Origin of the sequence: Xanthomarina arctica, from assembly GCF_014638915.1 — a bacterium.
In the GTDB taxonomy this organism is placed as follows: domain Bacteria; phylum Bacteroidota; class Bacteroidia; order Flavobacteriales; family Flavobacteriaceae; genus Xanthomarina; species Xanthomarina arctica.
This window is the reverse complement of sequence record NZ_BMFQ01000002.1, coordinates 747,718-764,907: the sequence shown is the minus strand read 5'-3', so window position 1 is coordinate 764,907 and position 17,190 is coordinate 747,718. Positions and strand designations below refer to the sequence as shown.

At 32.0% G+C, this 17,190-nt stretch carries 20 protein-coding genes; 17 read left to right on the top strand and 3 right to left on the bottom strand.

Annotation, left to right across the window (positions count from 1 at the left end; translation table 11 throughout):
- Positions 1-26: 26 nt before the first annotated feature.
- From IEV77_RS09685 to IEV77_RS09660, 6 genes are all read left to right on the top strand, one after another.
- Complete coding sequence (locus IEV77_RS09685) at positions 27-947, top strand: EamA family transporter (protein WP_188464219.1); 921 nt, start codon at positions 27-29, stop codon at positions 945-947.
- A gap of 213 nt (positions 948-1,160) precedes the next feature.
- Positions 1,161-1,643, top strand: a complete 483-nt coding sequence (locus IEV77_RS09680; protein ID WP_188464217.1) for a glutathione peroxidase — start codon at positions 1,161-1,163, stop codon at positions 1,641-1,643.
- Positions 1,640-2,101: a TspO/MBR family protein gene (locus tag IEV77_RS09675; RefSeq protein WP_188464215.1), complete on the top strand. Its 462-nt coding sequence runs from the start codon at positions 1,640-1,642 to the stop codon at positions 2,099-2,101. Before IEV77_RS09680 ends, IEV77_RS09675 begins: the two co-directional genes overlap by 4 nt.
- A gap of 13 nt (positions 2,102-2,114) precedes the next feature.
- Entirely contained in the window at positions 2,115-2,597 is a 483-nt protein-coding gene (locus IEV77_RS09670; RefSeq protein WP_188464213.1) for an SRPBCC family protein, read from the top strand.
- Between the two features lie 14 nt (positions 2,598-2,611).
- The gene (locus IEV77_RS09665; RefSeq protein WP_188464211.1) at positions 2,612-3,094 is read left to right on the top strand and encodes a CIA30 family protein; all 483 of its coding nucleotides are present in this window, start codon (positions 2,612-2,614) and stop codon (positions 3,092-3,094) included.
- A 158-nt stretch (positions 3,095-3,252) separates the two neighbouring features.
- Positions 3,253-3,879: a dioxygenase family protein gene (locus tag IEV77_RS09660; protein ID WP_188464209.1), complete on the top strand. Its 627-nt coding sequence runs from the start codon at positions 3,253-3,255 to the stop codon at positions 3,877-3,879.
- Positions 3,880-3,944: 65 nt separating this feature from the next.
- Here the strand turns inward: IEV77_RS09660 and IEV77_RS09655 are convergent, their stop codons facing one another.
- Complete coding sequence (locus IEV77_RS09655) at positions 3,945-4,517, bottom strand: hypothetical protein (RefSeq protein ID WP_188464207.1); 573 nt, start codon at positions 4,515-4,517, stop codon at positions 3,945-3,947.
- A gap of 132 nt (positions 4,518-4,649) precedes the next feature.
- On the opposite strand from IEV77_RS09655, the gene IEV77_RS09650 reads away from it, so the two are divergent.
- The 6 genes from IEV77_RS09650 (at position 4,650) to IEV77_RS09625 (ending at position 10,712) form a co-directional block, all read left to right on the top strand.
- Positions 4,650-5,513, top strand: a complete 864-nt coding sequence (locus tag IEV77_RS09650; protein ID WP_188464205.1) for a winged helix-turn-helix domain-containing protein — start codon at positions 4,650-4,652, stop codon at positions 5,511-5,513.
- Between the two features lie 76 nt (positions 5,514-5,589).
- Positions 5,590-5,949: a zinc-binding dehydrogenase gene (locus IEV77_RS09645; RefSeq protein ID WP_308419213.1), complete on the top strand. Its 360-nt coding sequence runs from the start codon at positions 5,590-5,592 to the stop codon at positions 5,947-5,949.
- Positions 5,950-6,195: 246 nt separating this feature from the next.
- Positions 6,196-7,527, top strand: a complete 1,332-nt coding sequence (locus tag IEV77_RS09640) for a TolC family protein (protein ID WP_188464203.1) — start codon at positions 6,196-6,198, stop codon at positions 7,525-7,527.
- 11 nt (positions 7,528-7,538) lie between these two features.
- A complete protein-coding gene (locus tag IEV77_RS09635; protein WP_188464201.1) occupies positions 7,539-8,729 on the top strand; it encodes an efflux RND transporter periplasmic adaptor subunit in 1,191 nt (396 codons plus the stop codon).
- A 16-nt stretch (positions 8,730-8,745) separates the two neighbouring features.
- Positions 8,746-9,489, top strand: coding sequence for an ABC transporter ATP-binding protein (locus IEV77_RS09630; protein ID WP_188464199.1), 744 nt, complete (start codon positions 8,746-8,748; stop codon positions 9,487-9,489).
- A gap of 2 nt (positions 9,490-9,491) precedes the next feature.
- Positions 9,492-10,712, top strand: coding sequence for an ABC transporter permease (locus tag IEV77_RS09625; protein WP_188464197.1), 1,221 nt, complete (start codon positions 9,492-9,494; stop codon positions 10,710-10,712).
- 4 nt (positions 10,713-10,716) lie between these two features.
- Here the strand turns inward: IEV77_RS09625 and IEV77_RS17475 are convergent, their stop codons facing one another.
- A complete protein-coding gene (locus IEV77_RS17475) occupies positions 10,717-10,863 on the bottom strand; it encodes a hypothetical protein (protein ID WP_229736640.1) in 147 nt (48 codons plus the stop codon).
- 89 nt (positions 10,864-10,952) lie between these two features.
- On the opposite strand from IEV77_RS17475, the gene IEV77_RS09620 reads away from it, so the two are divergent.
- The 4 genes from IEV77_RS09620 (at position 10,953) to IEV77_RS09605 (ending at position 15,271) form a co-directional block, all read left to right on the top strand.
- Positions 10,953-11,756: a sensor histidine kinase gene (locus tag IEV77_RS09620; RefSeq protein ID WP_229736639.1), complete on the top strand. Its 804-nt coding sequence runs from the start codon at positions 10,953-10,955 to the stop codon at positions 11,754-11,756.
- Positions 11,757-11,758: 2 nt separating this feature from the next.
- Positions 11,759-12,487, top strand: a complete 729-nt coding sequence (locus tag IEV77_RS09615; RefSeq protein ID WP_229736638.1) for a LytR/AlgR family response regulator transcription factor — start codon at positions 11,759-11,761, stop codon at positions 12,485-12,487.
- Positions 12,488-12,992: 505 nt separating this feature from the next.
- A complete protein-coding gene (locus IEV77_RS09610) occupies positions 12,993-14,435 on the top strand; it encodes a CotH kinase family protein (RefSeq protein WP_188464193.1) in 1,443 nt (480 codons plus the stop codon).
- An 86-nt stretch (positions 14,436-14,521) separates the two neighbouring features.
- Positions 14,522-15,271 (top strand): DUF6090 family protein, encoded by a 750-nt coding sequence (locus IEV77_RS09605; protein WP_188464191.1) that lies wholly within the window; start codon positions 14,522-14,524, stop codon positions 15,269-15,271.
- Positions 15,272-15,379: 108 nt separating this feature from the next.
- Here IEV77_RS09605 and IEV77_RS09600 read toward each other — a convergent pair whose 3' ends face one another.
- Positions 15,380-15,901, bottom strand: a complete 522-nt coding sequence (locus IEV77_RS09600) for a 5' nucleotidase, NT5C type (protein ID WP_188464189.1) — start codon at positions 15,899-15,901, stop codon at positions 15,380-15,382.
- A 443-nt stretch (positions 15,902-16,344) separates the two neighbouring features.
- Here IEV77_RS09600 and IEV77_RS09595 point away from each other — a divergent pair, with 443 nt between their 5' ends.
- Positions 16,345-17,175: a phospholipase A gene (locus tag IEV77_RS09595; RefSeq protein WP_308419212.1), complete on the top strand. Its 831-nt coding sequence runs from the start codon at positions 16,345-16,347 to the stop codon at positions 17,173-17,175.
- Positions 17,176-17,190: the final 15 nt, after the last annotated feature.

The following is a 17,190-nucleotide window of genomic DNA, read 5'->3' as shown; positions in this document are numbered from 1 at the left end:
ATCTCTGGCATCCCAATTAATCAAAAATGAGTCAATCTAAAAGTAGCTTCTTAATAATACTTTCGTTTTTTTCAATTTACATTATTTGGGGTTCTACCTATTTATTGAATAAAATAGTAGTGTCTGAAGTTGCCCCATTATTTTTGGCTTCTATTCGGTTTCTCTTAGCGGGAATACTAATATTTGGTATTGCAAAACTTCTAAAGTTGTCTTTAAAAATGTCAAAAAAACAACTCCTTAATTGTATCATAGCTGGGTTTTTCTTTTTGGTTTATGGTAATGGCGTGTTTGTTTGGGCTTTAAAATATGTTGATAGTGGCTTCGCGGCGCTTATTGCCACAACTCAACCTTTATTTGTTATTTTTCTAATGCGCATTCTTCACGGTACCAAAATTAAAGCAAAATCTATGTTTGGCGTGGCATTAGGTATTATTGGTATGTATCTTTTAGTAAGTCAAGATGCTCTAGATTTAAATAAGGATAGTATTATAGGAATATTAATGATTTTAAGTTGTGTGTTATTCTGGAGTTTTGCTAGTATTTTTGTGTCTAAAGCAAATTTACCAAGTAGTTTTTTTGTAAGTACTGGCTATCAAATGTTAGCCGCTGGAGTTATATTAATTATTTTCAGTTTTTTAATAGGTGAAACATGGTTGTCTCCAATGCACTGGAGCCCAAAGGTTCAGGGCTCTATGGTATTGTTGATTGTTTTTGGTAGTGTGGTAGCCTTTTCTGCCTTTAATTATTTGCTAAAAGTAGTTTCAACTGAGAAGGTTTCTACATCTGCTTATGTAAATCCTGTTATTGCTTTATTATTAGGTTGGTATGTATTAGATGAACATATTTCCGTTCAATCGATTTTGGCGGCCTTAATATTATTAACTGGCGTTTATTTTATTAATTCGAAGAAAAAATTCGCTATTTTCAATAGATTTAGGACAAAATAAGGGGCAATATTATTCTCTTTTACTTTGGGAATAAATCGAATATACTTTCAAATAACCCAAAGTAGATCCATTAATTATCATAATTAAAATGAAATATTTATAATCTTTTAATATTTTTGTCTAACTTTGCATAATGATAAGTTATACAAAAATAAAGAGTGCTAATAACTTCTTTAAATTTATTTATTTTAAAAATTAACAAAAAGCTACCACATGCAAGAAACTGAAAGTATTTATAACATTTCAATTAATAGTTTAACGGGCGAAGCTATTGATTTTGACAAATTTAGAGGAAAGAAAATTCTGATTGTAAACACAGCTTCAGAATGTGGCTTTACCGGACAATACGATGGTTTACAGGAGCTTTATGATAGGTATAAGGATAAACTAGTTGTTATAGGAGTGCCTTGTAACCAATTTGGCGGACAAGAGCCTGGCACGTCAACCGACATCCAGACTTTTTGTAAACAAAATTATGGCGTTACCTTTTTAATGACTGAAAAGGTTGATGTAAAAGGAGATCAACAACATCCACTTTATACTTGGTTAACTAAGAAAGAATTGAATGGAGTAAGTAATTCATCTGTAAAATGGAATTTTCAAAAGTACTTAATAGATGAAGAAGGACATTTAATAGATTACTATTATTCCTTAACCAAACCTTTAAGTTCAAAAATAACAAAACAACTAAAATGAAAGCATACCAAAGAGTCTTAATATTTCTTGTGATAAACTTCGCTGCTTTAGGCATTGGAAGTTGGTTGATGGGTAATGGACCTGCATCAGAATGGTATACAAATCTAAATCAGGCCCCTTGGACACCTCCAGGTTGGGTATTTGGAGTAGCTTGGACTAGTATCATGATTTGCTTCTCTTTTTATATGGCAAGCTTGATTAAACTAAAGGCTAGTAAGTTTGTAATTGGATGGTTTGCGCTTCAGTTTGTGTTAAATGTATCTTGGAATTATGTGTTTTTTAATCAGCATTTACTACCCTTAGGTTTATGGATTATTCTCTTACTAACTATAGTAGTTGCTGTGTTTTTATTTAAGTATAAAACAGTAATGAAAGCTAAAACTTGGCTAATTGTTCCTTATGTTTTATGGCTCTTAATTGCCAGCAGTTTAAATGCATACATTTTATTAAATAACTAGTTAATTTTTTTAAATGAATTTTTCAACCAAAGGCACAGTTTATACATTATCGTCAAAGCAAAAATTACCAATAAGCTTAGATGAGGCATGGAAGTTTTTATCGAATCCAAAAAATTTAAAAACCATTACTCCTGAATATATGGGCTTTAATATTATTTCTGGATCAGATAAACCCATGTTTGCTGGACAGATAATACAATACATCGTCACACCTGTTTTCGGAATTAAAACAAATTGGGTTACCGAGATTACCCATGTTGTAGATAAAACATACTTTGTAGATGAACAACGTTTTGGACCTTATGCTTTATGGCATCACAAACATTTTATTACAGAGGTTCCAGGCGGTGTAGAGATGGAAGATATTATTGATTATAAGCTTCCTTTTGGTTTCTTAGGAAGGTGGATTCATCCCATTTTGGTAAAACCCAAGCTTATAGAGATATTTAATCATCGTACTAAAAAGCTCAACGAATTATTTGGTAACTTGAACTAAATGAAATAATAAATATGATCCTTTTTGATTCTAAAAAATCCCACAACTTGTTGCAGTGGCAGGTGGTAAATGATGTCGTTATGGGAGGTGCTTCCGAAGCAAAATTTCTATTAAATAAAGATGGTTTTGGTGAGTTTTTAGGACATGTTTCTTTAGAAAACAATGGAGGCTTTGCGAGTGTTAAATATCAAATTGGGGCCATAGAGGTTGATGAATTTCAAAAAATCCAAGTCAAAATAAAAGGAGATACACTAAAATATCAATTGCGATTAAAGACTAATAAAAGCGAAAGACATTCTTATGTGTCTTATTTTGAGACTAATGGGGAATGGCAAACCCTAGAGTTACCGTTGCACGAATTCTATCCAACTTATAGAGGACGAGCTTTGGAACTACCAAAATATCCAGGCAAATTTCTTGAAGAATTAGGGTTTTTAATAGCAAACAAGAAAGACCAAAATTTTAAACTGGAAATTGAGCAAATTAGTTTGATTTAATTTTTTACTTAAAACCAACTGCTAAAATAAAGTTGCATTACACCGATGGTTTTGCATTTTTTTTTCATTTCATCGTAAAATAAGTTAGTTCATAAGATTTTTTTTGAGGCAATAGGCTTAATAATATAGTTTTAAACAAATTATATAAATAACGCCCCATGAAAAATCTAATTTTTATTTTAAGTATCACCTACTTTTTAGGTACTTTCAATATGTTACAAGCGCAAGATTCTGCAGAAGTTTTAGAAGAAATTCCTTTCGATTATATATCTAGAAATCCTATTTACGATTATGATGCTAAGCTAATAAGTAGCACAGATACTGTTCCTGGATTTGATACCTATGAAAACAAACTGAAGATTTCTGGAACCATTTTTAAAAGCGATGGAGTAACACCTGCTAAAGATGTCATCCTTTATATCTGTCAAGCGGACGATAATGGCGAATATATTTTAAAACATGAAAATGATAAACGTTATGTTTACAATAGAGGATGGGTAATTACTGATGCAGAGGGACAATATACCTTTTATACTTATATCCCAGGAAGTTATAGCCATTCTAAAGAATTAAGAAAGATTAATCCAACAATTAAAGAAGCTGGAAAATCGGAATATGCTATGAATTCTTTAATTTTTGAAGACGATCCATTTTTAACTAAAGGGTGTCGTAAAAAAATGGATAAGAAAGGAATGACTAACATCCTAACTACTTTGAAAAAGGATAACATGTATGAAACCACTTATAATATTACTTTAAAGGAAGATGGTTCCGACACACAATAAACATATGTCAGTTTAAATATATTAAAAAAGCAGTCTAACTAGGCTGCTTTTTTAATCACCAAAATTTAACAACCTCCAAGAATTTTCACAGATAATATTCCTGATTGTTGCCTAACAACAAAAGGAATTTCCTCCAAACTACATCGTGGCTCAATAGTAAACCTAATAAGTCCGGTAGCCTCAAAATCGCTTTCTGTTAAAATATTTAAAGGTAGTTTATAGGTTGTGTCTTCTCTTACCCAATTAATGGTACCATTTACAAAAGGATGTGTGTCAATCTCTTCAACCGAAAGAGGTATTTCAATTAGATCTTCTCGAGGTTTTAGTTTATTATTCTCATTTAAGGTCATGCTAAACTTTCCTTTAAAAGACCTTTCAGCATTTGGAGAAACAAAATGAGCGCCATCTCTTAAAGTAATAAAAAGAACTAACTGTTTTAAATCATTTTCAGTGTCTTCTATTTTTAAATCTAAATGATAAGGACTATGGGGATTGTAAGGTTCTTTAAATGAAACGGAGTCATAAGGGTTCAATGGTAAATGGACTTCGGCCGATGCAATCTCCATTAAAGGTTCTTGTTTTTTTGTATTACAAGCCAGGCATAATAGAATCATGCTACTTATTATTAATCTGTTCATCTTGTGATTGTTTTAAATGATTATTAACTGAAGTAAAACTACTAGAAAGCCCTTGTGTAAGTGTCAAAAAAATGTAAAAGAAGTGTCAACAGTTGTAAATTGTCATCTAAAAGTTAGTAATTTACATCATATATGAAAAAAAGAATTCTTTTTATTAGTGGTGGCTTGCTTATTATCTTGTTCTCTATTTGGATGCTCATACCTTCCAAAGCTAATACCGATTTGTTTACCGAAAAAGTTAAAGTCTCCTTACGTGATGTTGGGAATCAATTATTGCTTATCAATCAGGATTCAACTTCATTAATCTTACCTGTTCTAGCTTTAGAAGAAGATAAGTTTCAATTATCTTTTGAAAAGCCTTTATCCTTTGAGCCAGGACAATTGGTTTCCATTATGGATATAGCCTTTCAAAAAGCAACGCTTCCAAAAAATTATCTTGTAGAAACAATCCAATGCACCAAGCAAGAAGTAGCTTATAGTTTTCAAATAGTAAATAGTGTAGAAAACAGTATCATACCTTGCAAAGGCAGGTATTTACCAGAAAGTTGTTATACTATTGAAGTCTTATTTACAAACAGGGAAATAGCTTATAATAACAATCAAACATTTTATTATGGAATATTAATGTCTGGTTTTATACTTATGTTTTTAGGATTTTATAGAAAGAAACAACCTGAAGTATCACAAGAAAATGAAGAGAATTTTGCCAATTTAGGGAGTTTTCAATTCTATCCAGAACAAAATAAATTGGTGAAGCAAGCTGAAGAAATAAAACTGTCTAAAAAAGAATGTGAGTTACTGGAAATATTTGTAGCCAGTCCCAACCAGATTATTAAACGAGACGAGCTCACTAAAAAAGTTTGGGAAGATCATGGAGTCTTTGTGGGAAGAAGTTTAGATACTTATATTTCAAAATTGCGTAAAAAACTTGAAACAGACGATTCTGTGAAAATCACCAATATTCATGGGGTAGGATATAAGTTAGAATTATTGTAGAATGGTTTCAAATAAGTTTTAGATACAAAACACTCATTTTTATGATCAGGTTATTATATCTACTGATGGGGCTCAGATGGAAAGCGTTCTTAATACTTTTGATGTAATAATCGATACTGTTCCATACGCTCATGATTTAAATCCATATGTTGTCACTTTAGCAACTAACGGCACCTTGATTGTAGTTGGTTATTTAGGTCCTTTAGATCCCGCCTTAGTAACAGTTCCAATGATTATGGGAAGAAAAGCCATTGCTGGATCTCTAATTGGTGGCATTGCAGAAACCCAAGAATTATTAGATTTCTGTGGCAAGCATAATATGACTTCCGATGTCGAGGTAATCAACATTCAAGATATTAATACAGCTTACGAGCGCATGCTTAAAAGTGATGTTAAATATCGTTTTGTCATAGATATGAAATCTCTTAAAGAATAAGAGAATTTAGTTTTAAATTAAAAATGGCGAATAGGAAATAAATCTTATTCGCCATTAATTGTATGAATAAGAGTTCATCTAAATCAATTAAATGTTTCTAAAGCCCAAATTTAACGGACATATTATCAAAATTCTCGTCGATAAAATACCGCCATCTGTATAGTCATTCATGCTAAACATCTATTGCTCTTTTATATAGTTTCATATAGTTTCATATTTGAAGTGTTAAATTAAAAGTACTCAAAAATGAAAAAATATCTCATCATTGCAAGCTTAGTGTTTGTGCAATTTTCTTTTGCACAAGAGGTTTCAATTGATTCCACATCAAAAATATGGTCTTTAGAAGATTGTATTACTTATGCTTTAGAAAATAATCTTGTTGTTAAAGACGCAGTCCTTAACAAGAATATTTCTGAAGTAGATTATTATAAAACGAAATCGGCTAGACTACCTAATCTATTTGGTAGTGCTTCAGAAAATTTTTCTAGTGGAAACTCTATTGACCCTATTACTAGTGATTATGTTACAGATCAAATACTTAGCACAAATGTAGGAATTAATAGTTCTATAACCGTTTTTCAAGGGAATCAATTAAACAATCAGGTTAAACAAAATAAACTCTTTTTAGACCAAAGTATTTTACAGGAAGAGGTTGAAAAAAATAGCATCGTTATAAGTTTATTAGAAATCTATTTACAAACGCTTTACAGTAAAGAAAGTATCTCTATAGCTCAAAACAATTTAGAAGCTTCAAAAAAAGAAGTCTTAAGAGCGAAGGCACGTCTAGATGCGGGTACGATTGCTTTAAGAGATTACACCGAAGCACAAAGTCAGGCAGCATCTAATCAATATGAAGTTATTGCCGCCAAAAATAATTACCAACAATTTATTATTGATTTAAAGCAAATATTAGAGCTTCCTCCAACTCAAGATATTGAAATAGAATCGATAGATGAAAACATGGGATTAGTGTATCTGGAACCTAACAAAATGGAGATTTATAACAAGGCTTTAAACTTTTTACCTGAACTTAAAGTGAGTGATATAGGCATTTTAGCGAACGAAAAAGAATTGGATATTGCTAAGGGAGCTTATTTACCAACCTTATCACTAACGGGAAGTTTGGGATCAGGGTACACTAGTATTAACGACAATACATTTTCAGATCAATTTAACGTCAATTTCAATCAAAGACTTGGACTGTCATTAGTAGTTCCAATTTTTAATAGAAACCAAACAAAAGCAGCTACTCAAACGGCGACAATAAAAATAGAAAAAGCTGAAATTGAAAAACAAAGAACAGAAAAAGACATTTATAAAAAAGTAGGGACCGCTTATCAAAATGCCTTATCTAGTCAAGAGCAAGTTATTGCTGCAGAGGCCTCGCAAGTTACAGCAGAAGAATCTTATAAATTAGCACAAAAAACATTCGAATTAGGTGGTTTAAGTACAATGGATTTAGTAATTAGTCAAAATACATACACCAATGCTCAGCAAAACTATTTACAAGCTAAATACTTAAATGTATTATACCATCAATTATTACAATTTTATCAAGGAAACGACATTAAACTTTAATCAATACAATCATGAAAAATAAAAAGAAATTTATAATAGGAGGCTTTATACTGGTTGTTCTTGCCGTTGTTGGATACAGCTTTTTAAATAGCGGAGATGCCGTTGTTATAGAAGCACAAACTATTACAGCAAAAAAAGGGAAAGTTACTACCAGTGTTACGGCAACAGGAACCATTCAACCTATAACCCAAGTAGAGGTTGGGACACAAGTATCTGGAGTTGTAGAAAAAATCTATGTAGATTATAACAGTGTAGTTACAGAAGGGCAATTAATAGCAGAATTAGATAAAACAAATCTACAAGCTTCTTTAACACAAGCACAAGCGGTTTATGATAATGCTGTAAGTCAGAGAAACTACTTACAAACCATCTACGACAGACAAAAAACATTATATGAAAATCAAGTGATCAGTAAATCGGATTTTGATGATGCAGAATATAATTATCAAACGTCAAAAGGAACTGTTACACAACGTTATTCTGATTTGCAATCTGCAAAAACAAATTTAGGATATGCTAATATTTACTCACCAATTGATGGTGTGGTACTATCTAGAGCAATTGACGAAGGACAAACTGTAGCAGCAAGTTTAAGTACACCAACATTATTTACCATTGCACAAGACTTAAAAGAAATGCAAGTGGAAGCAGATGTAGATGAAGCAGATATCGGACAAGTTAAAGAGGGGCAACGTGTAGAGTTTACCGTAGATGCTTATATAGGTGAAACCTTTCAGGGAGAAGTAACGCAGGTACGCTTAGACCCAACAGTGACTTCAAATGTAGTAACGTATACTGTTGTTATTAAGGCGGATAACCCAGACTTAAAACTTAAACCAGGATTAACAGCAACCATTTCAATTTTTACTTTAGAGTTAAATGATGTGTTAACAGCAGAAGCCAAAGCCATCAACTTTAAACCAGAAAGAGAAATCCTAAGCGCGTATAACCAACAACACCAGTTAGCGGAGAATACGAGTGAGCGCTCTAGAGAAGCAACCGCCCTATGGGTATTGGGATCTGATGGATCAATAACTCCAAAAATCGTGACACTTGGTGCGAGTGACGGAGTCAATGTAGAGATATTAAGTGGTATTTCTGAAGGAGATAAATTAGTTTACAGCTTAAAAGAAGTGTCTGAATCTGAAATTAATGGCACTGAAAAAAGCACAAGCCCATTTATGCCACAAAGAAAAAGGTAACCGAAAATAAAAAATCATGAGCAAAGCAATCATAAAAATAGAAGATTTAAAGCGAGAGTTTACCATGGGTAACGAAACGGTTCATGCGTTACGAGGCATTTCGTTCGATATTAAAGAAGGAGAATTTGTAACCATAATGGGATCGAGTGGTTCTGGTAAAAGTACCATGCTAAACATTTTGGGTTGTTTAGATCAACCCACTTCAGGAAACTACGACATCGATGGTGTAAGTGTAAAAGACCTTAGTAGGAATGAATTAGCAACTATTAGAAACGAAAAAATAGGATTCATTTTTCAATCTTATAACTTATTAGCAAGAACATCAGCTATTGAAAATGTAGAGTTACCATTGTTGTATAACAGTAAAGTTTCTACAGAAGAACGCAGAAAACGAGCTATCGAAGCTTTACAAAAGGTTGGACTCGGAGAACGTTTGCATCATACGCCTGCACAACTTTCTGGTGGTCAACAACAACGTGTAGCGATTGCCAGATCATTGGTCAACAACCCCGTAATGATACTCGCTGATGAAGCTACAGGAAACTTAGATACGCGTACATCGTACGAAATCATGTCCTTATTTCAAGAATTAAATAAACAAGGTATTACTATTACGTTCGTAACGCACGAACCTGATATTGCTACATTTAGTAGTAGAACCATTGTATTAAAAGATGGAGACATTATGCAAGATTACAATAATCATAATATACTATCTGCTGCAAGTGAATTAGCTAAATTACCTAAACAAGACGATTAATTATGAGACTATTAAATTTATTTAAAATCGCAACCAAAGCTATCGTTCTTAATAAAACTAGAACGTTGCTTACTATGCTAGGCATCATTATTGGTGTCGCTTCGGTAATCGCCATGTTAGCGATAGGCGAGGGCTCTAAAGAAAGTATTCGTACTACAATTTCTGCAATGGGATCTAATATGATTACTATTAAAGCTGGTGCAGATACACGAGGTGGTGTAAAACAAGCGGCAAGTGCTATGGAAACCTTAACCTTAAGTGATTACGAAGCTATAAAATCGCAGTCAACCTTACTAAGTTATAGTACACCGTTGGTTAATGGTAATGGACAAATTATCAGTGGGTCTAATAACTGGCCTTCTACAATCTATGGGGTGAACCCTGAGTATTTGAACATTAAAGTGATTGACTTACAAAGTGGTAGTATGTTTACAGACGTGGACGTTAAAAGCGCTGCAAAAGTGGCTTTAATTGGACAAACCGTTGTTGAAAACATATTTCCTGATGGTCAAGATCCGGTGGGACAAATGATTCGGTATAACAACATTCCGTTTAAAGTGATTGGAGTCTTAGAGGAAAAAGGTGAAAATACCTTTGGTCAAGATCAAGATGATGTAGTCATTGCACCTTATACTACGGTTCAAAAACGTATTTTAGCTATCGATCATTTAAATCAGATTATAGCATCTGCCATCAATGAAGAGGAAGCTCCAAACGCGGTGTTAGAAGTGTCTAAGATTTTGCGCGAGCAGCATAAATTAACAGGGAATCAAGACGATGATTTTTATGTGCAATCTATGGAAGAGTTAATTTCGACCTTTAGTTCTACTAGTGAGATGTTGACAATACTATTAGTGGCTGTTGCTAGTATCTCCTTGTTAATTGGTGGTATTGGGATTATGAATATTATGTATGTTTCTGTAAAAGAACGAACTAAAGAAATTGGATTGCGTATGGCAGTAGGAGCTAAAGGTGCAGATATTTTAATGCAGTTTTTAATAGAAGCTATTTTAATAAGTATTACCGGTGGTGTCTTAGGTGTTTTATTAGGACTTGGATCCACGGTTTTTATAGAAAAATTCTTAAATTGGCCTACAAGCGTAGCCTTGTATTCTATTGTGATTTCCTTTGCTGTTTGTGCAGTAACTGGTATCTTTTTTGGATGGTATCCTGCTCGAAAAGCATCGGCTTTAGACCCAATAACCGCATTACGTTACGAATAATAAATTATGTATCAAAATAAAACCATAACAGTAATTTCACATATGCTTGTATGGCTAACACTAATGTGTTTGCCATACTTGCTTTCTTACGGTGATGAACAAAATATAAATAGGGTTGTTGCGCATTTTTGGATTCCACTATTGTTTTCATCAATCATCTTTTATATTAACTATTTTGTCTTTGTAGACCGGTTTTTGTTTCCTAAAAAAACACTCCAGTTTATCATTACAAATACACTATTGATTATCTTCTTCTTAGTTTTAAAAGAATATATAGAAGATCATTTCTTTAAAGAATTGTCGCAAAAGCGTTTAGCAATCACAAACAGAGCGGAACCTCCGTTTAAAATGGCTATTTATATTCAGTTGCTATCATACTTAGCACCATTATTCTTTTCTGTGGCTTTAAAGTCAACAAAGCGTTGGGCTAAAACGGAAGCAGAGCGTAAAGAGGCTGCTAATTTTAAACTAAAGCAAGAACTGCAACATTTACATTACCAGTTGCAACCGCATTTCTTTTTTAATTCTCTTAATAATATTTATGCTTTGGTTGATATTTCACCCGATCAGGCGAAATCGTCCATACATAGTTTAAGTAAGTTAATGCGTTACATGTTGTATGAAACTAATGTGGAATCAATACCTTTAACAAAAGAAATCGATTTTATGAAAAAGTATATCGATTTAATGAAGTTAAGAGTTTCAGATAAAACAGTGGTTAATTATAGTTTTCCTTCAGAAGAAACAGGCATTCGAATAGCTCCTTTATTGTTCATTTCATTAATTGAAAATGCATTTAAACATGGTGTTTCTGCTAGTAAAGAAAGTATTATTCAAATAAATATGACTTGTCATGATCATACCATTTTATTTTCTGTTGAAAACGATAATTTCCCAAAAAAAACAGACGATAAAAGTGGTTCTGGAATCGGACTTCCTAATGTTGAAAAACGTTTAGAATTATTATACCCAAACAAAAGCAGCTTTAAAACATTTGTAAAAGACAATAATTTTGTGGCGCAATTAGAAATTGAAACCAACTAAAAATGAGTAATATAAAAATCACTTGTGTTATTGTAGATGATGAGCCTATGGCACTTAATTTAGTAGAGAGTTATGTTCAAAAGACTCCTTTTTTGGAACTTAAAAAGAAGTGTAGTAGTGCAATTGAAGCTATGGAATTTATCAAAGAGGAACCTGTAGATTTACTATTTTTAGATATACAGATGCCAGATTTGACAGGGATAGAATTTTCTAGATTGTTACCTCAAGAAACACGAGTTATTTTTACAACAGCATTCGATCAATATGCCTTAGAAGGCTTTAAAGTTGAGGCCTTAGATTACCTTTTAAAACCTTTTGATTATGCTGAATTCTTAGCTGCGGCTAACAAAGCAAATACGTGGTTCTCAATGGTGAAAGGAAAGCAAAGCAATGTGGTTTCTAAAGAAAAAGATTTTCTTTTTGTAAAGTCAGAATACAAGCAAATACGCATCAAGTTAGCTGATGTTTTATACTTTGAAGGCTTGAAAGATTACATCAAAATTTGGATTAAAGATAATCCGAAGCCTATTTTAACCTTAATGAGCCTAAAATCTTTGGAAGAAGAACTTCCTGAAACGCAATTTATGCGTGTGCATCGTTCGTTTATTGTATCCTTAAAAAATATTGATGTTATTGAGCGTAGCCAAATAATAATCAATAAGCAACGCATAACAGTTTCAGAACAATACAAACCTAAATTCTTGGAGTTTGTAAATAATAATTCACTTTAATTTTCACCCTCAAATATTCACTTCCTTAAAATAGACTCATCCGTCGATACCATCTAAGCGACAGTCTATATTCATTTTTTCACTCTTATAGTCCAAATATATTTACACTTTTAATTCTATGGTAAGTTATAGAAATAAAAGAATAGGAACCTTTTATCTAATAGTTACTCTAAAGGCTACTATGTAAAAGTATTTCACTAATAATTTCTATTTTATTTGGCTTTTATTTAACAAGAATCACCACTAGTAATTTATTCTAATGCCATCTAAAAGGATATAACATTAAAATTTTATCATTCCCCGGAATGACTAATATTGAACAGCAAGTGCAAAGTTAAAGCGCATAAAAAAATAGTAAATCTTGAAAAAACAATTATTTGAGTTAGTCCAAAAATATTAGATTTCACAGATTTTTAAAAACTTCGTAAGAGATTGCGAAGTTTTTAATTACTAAATTTTAAAAAACCAACTATAAAAAGGAATCACAAATAAATAAATTTTAAAAATGAACATATTCAAAAAGAACCTTCGTCTTATCTTCATAATGTTAATCTTTAGTGCATCCATATTAACTTTTAATGGTTGTAGTGATGATGAGAGCTTTACAACAGAAACAGAAGCAGAATCAGAGGAAATTGATGATACAGATTTTGTAACCACAGATTGGACAACGGCAACCCATAGTAATGATGCTGATCCCGATTTTGATGAAGTTTTTGAAGATAATGTAGTAAAAAGATTAGATATCGTGATTACAGAAGCGCGTTGGGAAAGTATGTTAGATGATATGACCAGTCTATATGGCACTTTTGGTACAACTTCTGGTGGTCTGGGTGGTCTTGGAGGCCCCGTTAATAATATTGCCACAGAAGACCCCCTTTTTGTGCCTGCCGAAGTATTTTATCATGGTAAGGAATGGTATAGAGTAGGTGTGCGTTTTAAAGGCAATTCTAGCTTACAAACCAGTTGGCAAAATGGCATTTTAAAATTATCATTCAAATTAGATTTTGATGAGTTTGAAGATGATTATCCACAAATTGATAATCAACGTTTTTATGGCTTTAAAAAATTAAGTCTTAAAAATAATTTTAACGACCAATCTATGCTCCGCGAAAAAGTAGCAACAGATGTGTTCAGAAATGCAGGTTTAGTATCTTCTCATGCAGCCTTTTATACGGTTTATGTAGATCATGGAAATGGTCCGGAATATTTTGGAGTATATACCTTAGTTGAAGAAGTTGACGATACGGTTTTAGATGAACAATTTTCGAGTGATAATGGTAATTTATACAAACCAGATGGTGATGCAGCAAGTTTTGCCTTAGGTAGTTATAATGAATCTGAATACGTAAAGAAAACCAATGAAAATGAAGCAGATTTCTCAGATGTTGCAAGCTTATTGTCAATTTTAAATGATAATTCAAGAATAACAGACCCTGTAGCTTGGAGAACAAATCTTGATGACATTTTAGATACAGATGTGTTTTTAAAATATTTAGCTGTCAATACCGTCATTCAAAACTGGGATACTTATGGCAAAATGACACATAATTATTTTCTGTATAACAATCCAGATACCCGTAAATTAACTTGGATTCCTTGGGATAATAACGAAGCTCTAGAAACTGGCAATATGGGTGGTTCATTACCATTAAACTTTGCTGGACTAAATGCGACTGAATGGCCTTTAATTGGTTATTTATATCAAGATTCAGTTTATAAAACACAATACGATATATATGTTCAGGAGGTGGTAGATGGTGCATTTAATGTAAGCACTATGCAATCTACTTATGCAAACTATGCTTCATTAGTGCAGCCATATGCTATTGCAGAAATTGAGGGGTATTCATTTTTAAATAACAGTTCAGATTTTCAAAATGCTGTAAACGAACTTAATAATCATGTCTCAGCACGTGCAATAGCAGTGAGTAATTATTTAAATTAGAATTTTTGGTTAATAGTAGTCAAAGGCTTCATGCTTCAAATGGCATGGAGTCTTTTTCATTTATAAACTTTAAGAATTAGTAAATTATGAGAATATTTAGAAAAATAAGAAGAACCTTAGTAGCGTCTGGGAAAACTAAAAGTTATATAGTATATGCTTTAGGTGAAATAGTTTTAATTGTTATTGGTATTTTAATTGCCTGGAAAATAAATAACCTAAATGACATAAGAAAAAATAGAATTGTAGAATTAAAAATTTATCAAAGTCTAACAGAAGAATTAGATGCAAATTTAATACTTCTCGATTCTTCGATATATAGATATGAGCAAAATATAAAAACCATTAGCAATACCATTCGAAATATTGGTTTACAGCCAGAAGAGTTGACCGACCAATTAAAAAAGGATGTCGTATTACTTGATTATAAACTAACCCAATTGCACGATGGTGCCATAAATTCCATTAACAGTACTAATAAATTTGAGTTTATGGAAAGCACTTTGTTAAAGGAATTAATAGCATCTTATCCTAATGAATTAGATAATTTTGAAAGTCAAGAGGCTGCCATCGAGAATATTATAATAAATCGTTTAAAACCGGCAATAGAAATGCATATCTCTTTATTGGATATTGTTTCTAATCGAGATATTGGTTTTAAAACAGCTAAAGTTTGGGCCTTACCATCTAATTATATAGAGCTATTAAATAGTAGAGCCTACCAAAATGCGTTAGTAGATAGATTAATACAAACAGAAATCCAATTAAAAAATAGTAGGAGTTTAAAAGTTAACACCCAAATTATAGCTTCTAAATTAAATAAAGAATTAGCGAATTAATAAGGCCAAAAAATTATTAATCAACAACGTATTACGGTATCGGAGCAATACAAATCCAAATTTTTAGAATTTGTAAATAATAATTCTTTTAATATCTAGCCCTTTACCTTATAAATAGCGTTCTGCAATCTCTAACCAGGTAGAAACTCTGGTGTAACCAGAATCATTTACATTGTGTGGTGAATTAAATAACAAAGTATCGCCTTCAAATTTATCAAGATTATAGGATCTGTCGTCTATAAGTAAGTCTCCATTTAATATAAATTTGTGACCACACATAATTTGGTATTCCCAAGTAATAAATGGCATATGCTCTTCCAACCAATCACTTTTTTCTTTTAAGGAATTAGGAAATTGAGTTGCTGCCGTTGCAATGTAAACTTCATGCTTATTGCAAAGAGCTTCCATAACCTGTTTACAATCTTTAATAGGTTTTAAATCTCTAAAAAAGCCAGGTTGTAAAGCATGTGCGCGGATACTTTTTTGGTGTATCTCTGGCACATTTTGCCATACTTCTCCAGAGGTGATTTGGTTAAAACTTAGTTCCTTTTTGTGCTCTTCATTATATAACTCTATGTGTTTGCCATAAGTGTCGGCTAGCACATCATCCATGTCTACAAATATTGTCATTGTTTATTTTTTTTACAAAATACCCTATAATAAAAATAAATATCAAGGATTGTCCCTTTATTTAATGTTTTATTAAAGTAGGAATAGTTACAAATATAAAAAAGTGATACCAATTTCAAGATTATAAATAATAAGGTTTTTTTATCGTCTCATAGGCTTTGCTTCAAACAAAAACTAAGTTCTATATTTTTTAATAATGACGAATTACCTTGTTTTTAGGTCATGAAACTTTCTTGAAATTCAAATGAGTTAAAATATGTCACAATAGGAGAAATATCTTTCTTAATTCAACATCTTTCATCCTATAATTAGCAATATTTTTGCAGTCTCGCTTAATCGAAAGATCCAAAACTCTATATAATTGTAGTGAAAGATGCCTATTTGTGTTGAGGTTAAAGTCCTTGGGTTGTCTCAAATCAGATAAAAATTGAATAACTTAATGTATGATGAAACAAAGTATTTTATTGTTGTTATTATTAATAGTATTTAAGAGTAACGCGCAATCTTATTCTAAAGATGAAGTAGATAGTTTAATAAGCATTAATCCTTCCTTTACAATTCATAAGGATAATTATATTATTACTGGAGTTCCTACTAATAAAGAAATTAATTCTAACACGGCAGATATCAAGTATCAAATAAGTTTTAAGCAATTGGTTAGTCGTAAGCCAATTATTTGGGATGCTTATTTTTATTTAGCATATACCCAAAAAGCATTCTGGAATATTTATGAATTTTCCAGTCCATTTGAAGAACTTAATTTTAACCCTGCCTTTGGATTAGCAAAAGTTATATATAACAAAAATGCTCATGTAAAAGGGTTAGCATCTATTATGTTCAATCATAACTCCAATGGAAGAGATAGTATTTATTCCAGAAGTTGGAACAGTATTAATTTTAAATATTCTACTGCCTTAAACGATAAAACGTTGTTGAGCGCTGAGGTTTGGGCACCCTTTAGTTATAAGGAAGGGAATCCTGACCTTTTAGATTATATAGGTTTGACTGGTGTAACTGTTTCTCGCGATCTTAAAGGTGATAAACTCATTTTAGAAGTGGAAGTAAAAAAAGGTTTGGAATGGGACTGGAAAGGTTCTTTAAGAACTCGGTTGTATTATAATCCGTTTAAAACAAAAAATCAGTATCTAATGCTTGAATGGTATGCTGGCTATGCAGAAAGTCTCATTGATTACGATGTATTTACAAGCATGGTTAGAATTGGATTCGTTATAAAAACCAACGAGTTAAATTTTTTAAAACCGAAGGAAAAATAGCATTTTAGGTTGCCT